General features: G+C 64.2%; 9 protein-coding genes. All 9 read left to right on the forward strand.

What is annotated here, in order from left to right; all coding sequences use genetic code 11:
* Positions 1 to 1,060, forward strand: a 1,060-nt coding sequence (locus ACYVDE_RS06425; RefSeq protein ID WP_460500660.1) for a beta-xylosidase family glycoside hydrolase, incomplete at its 5' end; no start/stop codon positions are given.
* A gap of 24 nt (positions 1,061 to 1,084) precedes the next feature.
* Positions 1,085 to 1,588, forward strand: a complete 504-nt coding sequence (locus ACYVDE_RS06430) for a cupin domain-containing protein (RefSeq protein WP_460500661.1) — start codon at positions 1,085 to 1,087, stop codon at positions 1,586 to 1,588.
* A 40-nt stretch (positions 1,589 to 1,628) separates the two neighbouring features.
* Positions 1,629 to 2,393 (forward strand): SDR family NAD(P)-dependent oxidoreductase, encoded by a 765-nt coding sequence (locus ACYVDE_RS06435; RefSeq protein WP_460500662.1) that lies wholly within the window; start codon positions 1,629 to 1,631, stop codon positions 2,391 to 2,393.
* A gap of 135 nt (positions 2,394 to 2,528) precedes the next feature.
* Entirely contained in the window at positions 2,529 to 3,359 is an 831-nt protein-coding gene (gene kduI / locus ACYVDE_RS06440; RefSeq protein WP_460500663.1) for a 5-dehydro-4-deoxy-D-glucuronate isomerase, read from the forward strand.
* Positions 3,360 to 3,397: 38 nt separating this feature from the next.
* On the forward strand, positions 3,398 to 6,718 hold the full coding sequence (locus tag ACYVDE_RS06445) for a SusC/RagA family TonB-linked outer membrane protein (protein ID WP_460500664.1): 3,321 nt from the start codon (positions 3,398 to 3,400) through the stop codon (positions 6,716 to 6,718).
* 51 nt (positions 6,719 to 6,769) lie between these two features.
* Positions 6,770 to 8,617 (forward strand): RagB/SusD family nutrient uptake outer membrane protein, encoded by a 1,848-nt coding sequence (locus ACYVDE_RS06450; RefSeq protein WP_460500665.1) that lies wholly within the window; start codon positions 6,770 to 6,772, stop codon positions 8,615 to 8,617.
* Positions 8,618 to 8,768: 151 nt separating this feature from the next.
* The gene (gene pelA / locus ACYVDE_RS06455; RefSeq protein WP_460500666.1) at positions 8,769 to 9,878 is read left to right on the forward strand and encodes a pectate lyase; all 1,110 of its coding nucleotides are present in this window, start codon (positions 8,769 to 8,771) and stop codon (positions 9,876 to 9,878) included.
* Positions 9,879 to 9,924: 46 nt separating this feature from the next.
* The gene (locus tag ACYVDE_RS06460) at positions 9,925 to 11,439 is read left to right on the forward strand and encodes a tagaturonate reductase (protein WP_460500667.1); all 1,515 of its coding nucleotides are present in this window, start codon (positions 9,925 to 9,927) and stop codon (positions 11,437 to 11,439) included.
* A gap of 150 nt (positions 11,440 to 11,589) precedes the next feature.
* Positions 11,590 to 11,815 (forward strand): UxaA family hydrolase (locus tag ACYVDE_RS06465; protein WP_460500668.1); only part of this gene is annotated, 226 nt, incomplete at its 3' end.

Genomic DNA, 11,815 nt, shown 5'->3' on the forward strand with positions numbered 1-11,815 from the left:
TGGCACCCGCGTGCTCGATGCCGGCCGCAACATCTACTCGGGCCACGCCGATGGCCACCCCACCATCGAGGGCCCCAAGCTCTATAAGCGTCACGGCTACTACTACATTTTTGCGCCGGCTGGCGGTGTCGCCGCCGGCTGGCAGCTGGCCCTGCGCAGCCGCAGCCTCTACGGCCCCTGGGCACCCAAAAAGGTGATGGACCAGGGCCAAACGGCCATCAACGGCCCGCACCAGGGCGCGTGGGTAAGCACGCCCGACGGGAAGGAGGACTGGTTTCTGCACTTCCAGGACAAAGGCCCCTACGGCCGGGTGCTGCACCTGCAGCCGATGGCCTGGAAAAACGACTGGCCCGTCATCGGTACCGATTCCGATGGCGACGGCACCGGCCAGCCGGTACTGAGCTACCGCAAGCCGGTCGTGGGCGGCTCCTACCCCCTCGCCACCCCGCCCGACACCGACGAGTTTGATACCGACTCGCTGGGCCCGCAGTGGCAGTGGCCCGCCAACGACCGGGTGCAGTGGGCCGCCCTGCTGCGCGGTAGCGGGCACCTGCGCCTGTTTGCCATCCCGGCCCCGGCCGGGGCCAAAAACCTCTGGCCGGTGCCCAACCTACTGCTGCAAAAGATGCCCGCCCCCAGCTTCACGGCCACCACCAGGCTGGCATTCACGCCCGAGTGGGACGTGTGGGCCGGCAAGCAGGCCGGCCTGCTGGTAATGGGCAGCGACTATGCCTACCTGGCCATCCGCCGCACCGACAGCGGTTTTCGAGTAGCGCAGGTGCGCTGCGTCGACGCCCCCAGCGGCGCGCCCGAGCAGGTAGTGGCCGAGCAGGCCCTGCCCGCCAACACCGCCTACCTGCGCGTGCAGGTAAGCGCCCCCGACGCCACCTGCCGCTTCAGTTACAGCCTCGACGGGCAAACGTTCCGGCCGCTGGGCGAGCCCTTCCAGGCCAAGCCCGAAAAGTGGGTAGGGGCCAAGGTGGGCCTGTTTTGCACCGCCCCCACCGAAGGCCGCACCGGCGGCTACGCCGACGCCGACTGGTTTAGAATTACACCTTGACCATATTGTTTTCACTATTCACACATGACCGAAATTACTGACAAAGCCGCCTTATTTGAGCGCGTCGCCGCTACCCTGCATCAGCAGGGCCTGCGCGTGGCGCAGCAGGACCAGTCACGCCCGTGGGGCGGCTTTTTTGTGCTCGACGAAACGCAGGCCCAGCACTTTGCCGACCTCTATTTCAATGGCTTGTCCGTTAACTTGCTGCGAATTGGCGGGCAGCTTAGCCCTAAAGTGCTGCTCGTGGCCCCACACCAGCGCCTGAGCTGGCAGTACCATCACCGCCGCGCCGAAGTATGGCAGGTGGTGCAGGGCCCAGTGGGCATTGCCATCAGCGCCACCGATGAGCAGAGTGCCGTCCGCAGCTACCAGGTGGGCGAGCGCATCGTGCTCCGGCAGGGGGAGCGCCACCGCCTGGTGGGCCTCGACAACTGGGGCGTGCTGGCCGAAATCTGGCAGCACACCGACGCCGAGCATCCTTCCGACGAGGAAGACATTGTGCGGGTGCAGGATGACTTTGGCCGCTAGCCTTTGGGGCTCACGGCTGTTTTTAACTATTTGATTAAGGATGAATTCACTTTTTGATTTGACCGGCAAAGTTGCTCTCGTGACGGGCTGCAACCGCGGCATCGGCCAGGGCATGGCCCTGGGGCTGGCCGAAGCCGGGGCCGACATCATTGGCGTGTCGCGCACGATGGCCGCCGACGGCGGCGACACCGGCCGCCAAGTGCGGGCGCTGGGCCGCCAGTTTCACGCCTACCAAGCCGATTTTAGCGACCGGCTTAGCGCGGATGATTTCACCGCGAAGGTGTTGCAGGACTTCCCGCGCATTGACATTTTGGTGAACAATGCCGGCACCATTCGCCGGGCACCGGCGGCCGAGCACTCCGACGAGGACTGGGACAACGTGCTGGCCATCAACCTCGATTCCCCCTTTCGGCTGGCCCGCGCCATCGGCGGCCGGATGCTGGCCCAGGGCAGCGGCAACATCATCTTCACGGCCTCGCTGCTCACCTTTCAGGGCGGCATCAACGTGCCGGGCTACGCGGCCAGCAAGGGCGCTATCGGCTCCGTCGTTAAAGCTTTGGCCAACGAGTGGGCCGGCCGTGGCGTCAACGTCAACGGCATTGCCCCCGGCTACATCGCCACCGACAACACCGAGGCCCTGCGTCAGGACGCCGACCGCTCGGCCAGCATCCTGGGCCGCATTCCGGCCGGCCGCTGGGGCGAGCCCGCCGACTTCAAAGGCCCCGTCGTGTTCCTGGCCTCCGAGGCCGGGGCCTACGTGCACGGCACCATCCTCACCGTCGACGGCGGCTGGATGGGACGGTAGGTTTTTCATTTAACAATTAACATTTATCATTTAACAGGCTGATTATTTCATTGCCATTACTTGCTGATTGTTAATGCGTTTAGGTGATTTCAGGCTTATTGCTTTTTCTGTTAAATGTTAAATGATATCTGTCAAATGAACTCTCGCTTTGCTATCGGCCCGCGCGAAACGGCCAGCCTGAACACGGCTGGCCTGCGCGAGCATTTTTTGATTGAAAACATCTTCATTCCGGGCACCATCGAGCTGACGTACACGCACTACGACCGCATGATTGTGGGCGGTGCGCAGCCCACCGACGCCCCCTTGCTCCTGCCGAATCCCGGCAACCTCAAGGCCAGCTACTTTCTGGAGCGCCGCGAGCTGGGCGCGCTGAACGTGGGCGGGGCGGGCAGCATCGTGGTCGACGGCACTGCCTACGAGCTGGGCTACCAGGACTGCCTCTACATCGGCAAGGGCAGCCAGCAGGTCGAGTTTCGCAGCGCGAATGCGGCCGAGCCGGCCAAGTTCTACCTGCTTTCGGCCCCGGCCCACAAGGAATACCCCACCACGCGCCGCACCCAGGCCGAGGCCACGCCCGTGGAAATGGGCGCGCTCGAAACGGCCAATCAGCGCACCATCTACAAGTACATCTTCACCGAAGGCATTGCCAGCTGCCAGCTTGTGATGGGCCTCACCCAGCTTAAGCCCGGAAGCGTGTGGAACACCATGCCCAGCCACGTGCACGACCGCCGCATGGAGGCCTACCTGTACTTCAACCTGCCGGCCGGGCAGCGGGTGCTGCACCTGCTGGGCGAGCCCACCGAAACCCGCCCGCTGTGGGTGAGCAACGAGCAGGCGATTCTCTCGCCGCCGTGGTCCATCCACACCGGCTGCGGCTCGGCGGCCTACGCCTTCATCTGGGGCATGGCCGGCGAGAATCGCGAATACACCGACATGGATGCGGTGCCCCTGGAGGCCCTGCGCTAAGCTTTTTTAAACTCCCACCCAACACTCCTTTTAACCCCATGAAAAAACATTTTCTCCTGCTCTGGCTGCTGCTCCTGGGGAGCATTGGGCTGGTGGCGGCGCAAAGCCGTCAGGTTCAGGGCATCGTGAAATCGGACACGGGCGAGGCCCTGCCCGGCGTAACGGTGCTCGTGGAAGGCACCACCGTGGGCGCTTCGACCGGCGCCAACGGCGACTTTAACCTGACGCTGCCGGCCACGGTGAGCAACCCCACGCTGCGCTTCAGCTTTGTGGGCTACGCCTCGCAGGCCGTGAAAGTGGGCGACAAAACGACCATCAACGTGACACTGGCCACCGATAACAAGCAGCTCGACGACGTGGTGGTGATTGGCTACCAGACCGTGGAGCGCCGCGACGTGACGGGCTCGGTGTCGTCGGTAGGGGCGAAGCAGCTGAAGGATATTCCGGTGAACTCGGCCGCCGAGGCCCTGACCGGCCGCCTGGCGGGCGTGCAGCTCACGTCGTCGGAAGGCACGCCGGGCAACACCAGCGTGCAGGTGCGGGTGCGCGGTGGCGGCTCGATTACGCAGGACAACTCGCCGCTGTACGTGGTGGACGGCGTGCAGGTAGAGAATGCCCTGGGCGTGATTGCCCCGCAGGACATTGCCTCGGTTGACGTGCTGAAGGATGCCTCGGCCACGGCCATTTACGGCGCGCGCGGCGCCAACGGCGTTGTGATTATCACCACCAAAAGCGGGCGCGAAGGCCGCACGGCCGTGAATTATAACGGCTTTGCCGGCTTCCGCGAAATCAGCAAGAAGCTGAACGTGATGGGCCCGGCCGACTACCTGGATTGGGAGTATGAGCGGGCGCAGCTGTCGGGTTCGGGTTCGAGCGTGACCGGCAGCACCGACACATTTAAGAAAGTATTCGGCAGCCTGAATTTTACGGGTGATACGCTGAACCGCCTGCGCACCGCGCCCTACCAGGACTGGCAGCAGCAGGTGTTTGGCCGCCGCGCGTTTCAGCAAACGCACAACGTGTCGGTGAGCGGCGGGAGCAAGTCGACGACTTACGCGCTGAGCCTGACCAGCAACAAGGAAGATGGTATTCAGCTGGGTTCGAGCTACCTGCGCAAGCTGGTGAACTTCCGCCTCGACACCAAGGCCAGCGACCGCCTGCGCCTGGGCGTGAATGTGCGCTTCAACGACCAGGTGAACTACGGGGCCGGCACCGGCGCCGCCTTGGGCACCAGCAATACTGGCCAGACGGTGAACACCGGCTCGGCCGTGACTTCGCGCCTGCGCAACGCCGTGCAGTACATCCCCTTTAACCTGCCCAACGCGGCCGGGGCCGACCCCACCGCCAACTTCGACCCGGACTTCTTCACCAACTCCAGCTTGGTGAACCCGGTGCTGGCCATTAATAACGAGTACCGGGCCGACAAGCGCCGCACTTTCAACCTGGGCGGTACGGCGGCCTTCAACATTACCAAGACCCTGATTTTCCGCTCGACCGCCGGCGTCGATTTTACCTACGGCGACCTGAACACCTTCAACGGCCTGTACTCGCCCACCATTCGGCAGGCGGCCGGTGGCTACCAGAACCTGCCGTTTGCCAGCATCACCAACGGCGTGACGACGACCATCAACAACTCGAACGTGCTCGACTACACCTGGGCGCGCGACAAGCACACCCTGAACGTGTTGCTGGGCGAGGAAACCTACCAGCAGCGCACCACCCAGCAGTTTGTACAGGTGAACTTCCTGCCCTCCGACATCACCGCCGAGCGCGCCCTGGCCAACCTGAACCAGGCCGTGCTGCCGGTAGGCACGGTGTCCCAGCCGGTGCTGCCGCAAACCAGCGTGCCGGTCGACTACCGCCTGCTCTCGGGCTTCGGCCGAATCAACTACTCCTACGACGACAAGTACCTGCTGACCCTGACGGCGCGGGCCGACGGCTCGTCGAAGTTCGAGCCCGGCAACCGCTCGCAGATTTTCCCCGGCGCCTCGGCGGCCTGGCGCATCTCGCGCGAGAATTTCTTCGAGCCCCTCGCCAACAAGGTGAGCGACCTGAAGCTACGCTTGAGCTACGGGCAGGCCGGCAACAACCGCATTCCCGACTTCCTCACCAAGCAGCTGTTTCAGCCCGGCAACGTGAACTACGCGCTGAACCACATCACCACGCCCGCCACGGCCGCCACCAACTTGGCCAACCCCAACCTGAAGTGGGAAGTGACCACGACCCGCAACCTGGGCCTCGACCTGGGCTTGTTCAACAACCGCGTGACGCTGACGGCCGACGCCTACTACAACAACACCAACGACCTGCTGGTGAACGTGCCCATCCCGGCTTTTCTGGGCTACACCACGCAGTACCGCAACGTGGGCTCGACCTCGAACCGCGGCCTGGAGCTGCAGCTGAGCAGCACCATTATTCAAACGCCGGACTTCACGTGGTCGGCCACGGCCAATGCGGCCTTCAACCGCGGCCGGATTGAGTCGCTCGGCGGCCTGTCCGAAATCGGCAGCATTCAGTCGGGCTGGGCCGGCACTGCCCTGTCGGGCCCCGACTATGTGGCCCGCGTGGGCTCGCCGGTGGGTCAGATGTACGGCTACATCGCCGACGGCTACTACACGGCCGCCGACTTCGAAACCTATAACTATGCCACCCGCACCGGCATCCTGAAGAAGGACGTGCCCAACGCCGCCGCCATCACGGGTTCGCCGGTATCCATCGGCACCATCAAGCTGAAGGACGTGGATGGCGTGCGCGACGCCAACGGCGCGCTCAACATCACGGAGAATGATAAGACGGTGATTGGCAACGCCAACCCCAAGGTGGTGGGCGGCCTCAACCAGCAGTTCACCTACAAAGGCTTCGACGCCAGCGTGTTTCTGAACTTCGTGCTGGGCAACGACATCTACAACGCCAACAAGATTGAGTTCACGACCAGCACGGCCAACACCTCCTACGCCAACCTGCTGAGCGAGATGACCAACCGCTTCCGCTACATCGACGAGAAGGGCGCGCTGATTACCGACCAGGCCACGTTTGAGCGCGTGAACGCCAACGCCAGCATCTGGAGCCCCGTGCGCGGCAACTACTTCCTGAGCTCCTACGCCGTGGAAAACGGCTCGTTCCTGCGCGTCAACAACCTGACGCTGGGCTACTCGCTGCCCAAATCGGTGGTGAGCCGGGTGAAGGCCACGCAGCTGCGCTTCTACGTGACGCTGAACAACCTCTACACCTTCACCAAATACTCGGGCTACGACCCGGAGGTGAATACCCGCCGCGGCACGCCGCTCACGCCGGGCGTCGACTACGCCGCCTACCCGCGCAGCCGGGCCTTCCTGTTCGGCATCAACCTGGGCCTGTAAGCCGGCGGCTGCCTTTCTCTATTCCCACCCGCGTTTAGCCTTCTTCTTGTCATGAAAGCGTTTTTCTTCACTTCCCGTTATCGCGCCGCCGCCACCGTGCTGGGGCTGGCCGCCGGGGCCGGGCTGCTGGCCTCGTGCAAAGACTACCTCGACGTGGAACCCCTCACGTTCAGCTCGACCGAAGCTTCGTTCAGCACCGTGAGCGGGGCCACCAGCGCCGTACTCGGGGCCTACGACCCGCTCTCGGGCGACAACACCTACGGCACCCGCCTAAGCATGTACTACCCCTACGACACCGATGAGCTCATCGGCTCGTCGGGCACCTTCGATACGGGGCGCCGCGGCATTGCCCGCTACAAAGCTTTTCCCAGCAACACCGAAATCATCAACCCCTGGAACAACCTGTACCAGGGCGTGGAGCGGGCCAACATCTGCATTGCCAACATTCCGGCGGCGCCCCTCTACACCAGCGGCAGCAGCGCCGACACGGCCGCCCTGCACCGGCTCTACGGCGAGGCGCTGACTTTGCGGGCACAGTATTACTTCGAGTTGATTCGGAACTGGGGCGACGTGCCGGCCCAGTTCACGCCCACCGCGCCCGACCAGAATTTCGCCCTGCCCAACGCCGACCGCAACCAGACCCTGACCAAGCTGATTGCCGACCTGCTGGTGGCTGAGAAGCTGGTGCCCTGGCGCTCGCAGGCCGGCCTGGCCAGCGAGCGCATCACCAAGGGAGCGGTGATGGCCCTGCGCGCCCGCCTGCCCCGGCTCGGCGGCGGCTACTCGCTGAAAGACCGCACGATGGTGCGCCCCGCCGACTACCTCGACTACTACGCTATTGCCCGGCAGGAGTGCGCCGACATCATGGCCCGCCGCAGCGAGCACACGCTGAACCCCAGCTTTTCGGACCTGTGGCGCGGCGTGAACGAGCAGCGCCGCGACGCGGCCAACGAAATCCTGTTTGAAGTGGGCATGGCCGGCTCGACGGCTACCGGCGACTCGAAGCTGGGCTACTATAACGGCCCGCGCCTGAGCGCCTCGACGGTGTACGGCTCGACGCAAGGCGCCGTGACGGTGGTGCCGACCTACTTCTACGCCTTCGACTCGACCGACGTGCGCCGCGACATCACCATCGCGCCCTACCAGATTCCCTCGAACAACAACCAGGCCGCCGTGGCGCTGAACACGCTGTACGATGGCAAGTTCCGCCGCGACTGGCACAACCCGCCACTGCCCGGCACCAACAACTACCTGGGCTACAACTGGCCCATCATCCGCTTCGCCGACGTGCTGCTGATGTTTGCCGAGGCCGACAACGAGCTGAACGGCCCCACCGCCGCCGCCGTGAATGCCCTGAAGGAAGTGCGCACCCGGGGCTTCGGCGGCAACGCCACCCGCGCCGCCCTGGGACTGAACACCGGCACCAAAGCCGACATGTTCAACGCCATCGTGAACGAGCGGCTGCTGGAATTCGGCTCGGAGGGCATTCGCAAGTACGACCTGCTGCGCTGGAACCTGCTCGAAGCGAAACTCACCCAGACCAAGGCCAACCTGAACCTGCTGCGCACCAATGCCGCGCCCTACCAGAACGTGCCGCAGTACATGTTTTATAAGGTGGTGAATGGCCAGATTCAGTGGGCCCGCTCGTTCTACCGGCCTTCACCCGCCACCACGCCCAGCGGCACCACCCGCGTGAACTGGCGCCAGGGCATCGACGCCACCTACGTAGCCAATCTGCAGCCCAACGGCACCAGCGTCACGCTGGGCACCTCCACGGTGATAAGCGCCGGCACCGGCATGGCCGCCGAGTACCTGCCCGGCTTGGGCAAGGAGCTGCTGCCCATCCCGCAAACCACCCTGGACACCGACCCGGCCCTGAAGCAGAACTCGGGGTACTAATCAGCCATAGTCGGGCGGAGATGAGAACGTCATGCTGAGCGCAGCCGAGGCATCTCGCGTGCTACTACTAATCCAATCGTGCAACGATTCAAGCGAGATGCCTCGGCTGCGCTCGGCATGACGTTCGATTTTTCAAATTCAATCTGTTACCATGAAACTGCCTTTGTTGCTCTTGTTGCTGGCCCCGGGCCTAAGCGAGGTGGGACTTAGCCCCGCCCGGCCGCCGGCAGCGCCGGAGCGTGGCACGGGGAGCCCGGCTACCAGCCGGGTTCTCCAGGCCGCGCCCCTCACCGACAGCACGGCCGAGAAGATGCTCGTGTTTCAGCGCAGCATCGGCGGCTGGCCCAAGGCCGTGGGCAACAAGAAGGTCGACTACAAGCACCCGCTGAGCGCTGCTGAGCGCGCCGCCACGCTGGCCGACAGAGGGCGCCAGGATGCGACCATCGACAACAATGCCACCACCCGCGAAATCGCCTACTTGGCCAAAGCCTACCAGGCCACCAACAATGCCGCTTACCGCCAGGGCGCCGAAGCCGGCATTCGCTACCTGCTAAAAATGCAGTACGCCAACGGCGGCTTCCCGCAGTACTACCCCGATTTCAGCAACTACCGCCACCAGATTACCTACAACGACAACGCCATGGTGCACGCGCTGGAGGTGCTCCGCGACGTGGCCCGGCAGAAAGCCCCCTACGTGGGCCTCGATGCCGCGCTGGCCCCGCAGGCCCAGGCGGCGGTGGCCCGCGGCGTGCAGTGCATGCTGAAAACGCAATACGTGCGCGGCGGCCACCCCACGGCCTGGTGCGCGCAGTACGATGAGAAAACCCTGCAGCCGGCCAAGGCCCGCGCCTTCGAACTGGCCTCGCTGAGCGGCGACGAGTCGGTGGACATCGTGCGCTTTCTCATGGGCATCGAGCAGCCCAGCGCCGCCGAAAAGCAGGCCATTGAGTGCGCCATCGACTGGTTTCAGAAAGTGAAGCTGACCGATACCACCGTGCGCGAAGTAACCGACCCGCAAACCCACAAGGTGCTCGACCGCCAGCTGGTACCCCAGCCCGGCGCCACCGTGTGGGCCCGCTTCTACGAGCTGAATACTGACAAACCCATTTTCGTGGGCCGCGACAGCCAGGTGCATTACCAGCTGGCCGACATTGAAGTGGAGCGCCGCGCCGGCTACCTCTACGCCGGTACCTGGCCCGAAAAGCTCCTCACCAAAGATTTTCCCGCTTGGCAGAAACGCCTGAGCGCCGCCCGCAAGTAGCCGCGTTTCGCCTCGCCTTATAACCGCCTATTCAGTTCCAGCTTCAATGGACTCGCTAACTAAATCTTTGGCCCTGCGCGCGCCCGCCGGCCCCGTAGCCTGGCCCGCGCCCGCGCTGTTCGAACTGCCCGAAAAGGTGCTGCAGTTCGGTACCGGCGTGCTGTTGCGCGGCCTGCCCGATTTTCAGATTGACCAGGCCAACCGTCAGGGCGTTTTCAACGGCCGCATTGTGGTGGTGAAAAGCACTGATGGCGGCGACGCCACTGCCTTTGAGCGCCAGAACAACCTGTACACCGTATGCGTGCGCGGCGTGGAAGAAGGCCGGCCGGTAGAGGAAAATGTGGTGTGCGCCAGCATTAGCCGCGTGCTCTCGGCCAAAAGCCAGTGGGCCGAGGTGCTGCAGGTAGCCGCCAGCCCCGAGTTGCAGGTGGTGATTTCGAACACCACCGAAGTTGGCATTCAGCTCGTGACTGAAGACATTCGGCTAATGCCGCCGACCTCCTTCCCCGGTAAGCTGCTGGCGGTGCTGCACGCCCGCTTCCAGGCATTTGATGGCGATACGAGTAAGGGCCTCGTGATTGTGCCCACCGAATTGATTCCCGACAACGGCCGCAAGCTCGAAGGCATCGTGCTGGAGCTGGCCCACCGCAACGCGCTGGGTCCCGAGTTCATCGACTGGCTCGAAACCGCCAACCACTTCTGCAATACGCTCGTCGACCGCATCGTGCCCGGCCGCCCCGAGCCCGCCGCCTACGCCGCCCTGCAGGCCGAGCTGGGCTACCGCGACGAGCTGCTGACCATGACCGAAGCTTACGCGCTGTGGGCCATCGAGGGCGGCGAGCACGTGCGCGAGGTGCTGTCGTTCCATACCGCCGCGTCGGGCGTCGTCATCCGGCCCGACATCACCTTGTTCCGCGAGCTCAAGCTGCGGCTGCTCAATGGCACGCACACGCTCAGCTATGCGCTGGCCCACCTCATGGGCTGCACTACGGTGCGCGAGTCGCTGGAGAATGAGCACCTGGCCCGCTTCATCCACAACCTGATGCTGGCCGATTTGCTGCCCGGCATTCCGGTTTCGGTGGATGAGAAAATAGGCCAGCGTTTCGGCATGCAGGTGCTCGACCGTTTCCGCAACCCCTACCTGGAGCACCGCTGGCTGGCCATTGCTATGCAGGGCAGCGCTAAAATGGCCATGCGCAACGTACCTACGCTGCTGCACTACTACCAGCAGCACCAGGCCGTGCCGCACTACGTGGCGCTGGGCTTCGCGGCCTACCTACGCTTCATGCGCAACGCGGACGGGCAGGGCGAGGCCAACGGCCACCCCTACGAAATCCAAGATGACCGCGCCCCCTACTTCGCCAACCTTTGGGCCCATCACTCGCCTGCCGAGCTGGTGCCCGCCGCTCTGCACAACGCCGCCCTCTGGGGCCACGACCTTTCGCGCCTGCCCGGTTTCGCAGCCAGCGTCACGCACTACCTCCAGCAGCTGCTGGGCGAAGGCTCGCCGGCCACGCTGGCCGCGTTTTTCGCCCGCAAGCCGGTGGCGGTGGGCGGTTGAAAATCGTCTGTCATCCTGAGCGAAGCGAAGGACCCTACCACCAATGAACAGCTTGCAGTAACTCTAAATTGGCGCGAACGTGATAAGGTCCTTCGCTCCGCTCAGGATGACAGATGACTGCAACGATTCACTACTAACCTACCTATCCCCGTGAAACACCAAGTAGCCCGCATTCACCCCGCCGACAACGTGCTCGTGGCTCTGCTGGACCTGCCCATCGGCACCGAAGTGCCCTGGGAAAACGGGTTCGTGACCACCGCCGAAGCCATTCCGGCCAAGCACAAGCTCGCCCCGCTGGGCCTGAGCGCCGGCCAGCCCGTGACCATGTATGGCGTGCTCGTGGGCACCGCCCGCGAGGCCATTCGCCCCGGCGGCC

The organism is Hymenobacter agri (assembly GCF_054778495.1).

What these genes read in the sequence shown, in the direction of transcription:
- ACYVDE_RS06430 (WP_460500661.1), top strand. Translation starts at nt 1,085, where the DNA reads ATGACCGAAATTACTGACAAAGCCGCCTTATTTGAGCGCGTCGCCGCT.
- ACYVDE_RS06435 (WP_460500662.1), top strand. Translation starts at nt 1,629, where the DNA reads ATGAATTCACTTTTTGATTTGACCGGCAAAGTTGCTCTCGTGACGGGC.
- kduI (WP_460500663.1), top strand. Translation starts at nt 2,529, where the DNA reads ATGAACTCTCGCTTTGCTATCGGCCCGCGCGAAACGGCCAGCCTGAAC.
- ACYVDE_RS06445 (WP_460500664.1), top strand. Translation starts at nt 3,398, where the DNA reads ATGAAAAAACATTTTCTCCTGCTCTGGCTGCTGCTCCTGGGGAGCATT.
- ACYVDE_RS06450 (WP_460500665.1), top strand. Translation starts at nt 6,770, where the DNA reads ATGAAAGCGTTTTTCTTCACTTCCCGTTATCGCGCCGCCGCCACCGTG.
- pelA (WP_460500666.1), top strand. Translation starts at nt 8,769, where the DNA reads ATGAAACTGCCTTTGTTGCTCTTGTTGCTGGCCCCGGGCCTAAGCGAG.
- ACYVDE_RS06460 (WP_460500667.1), top strand. Translation starts at nt 9,925, where the DNA reads ATGGACTCGCTAACTAAATCTTTGGCCCTGCGCGCGCCCGCCGGCCCC.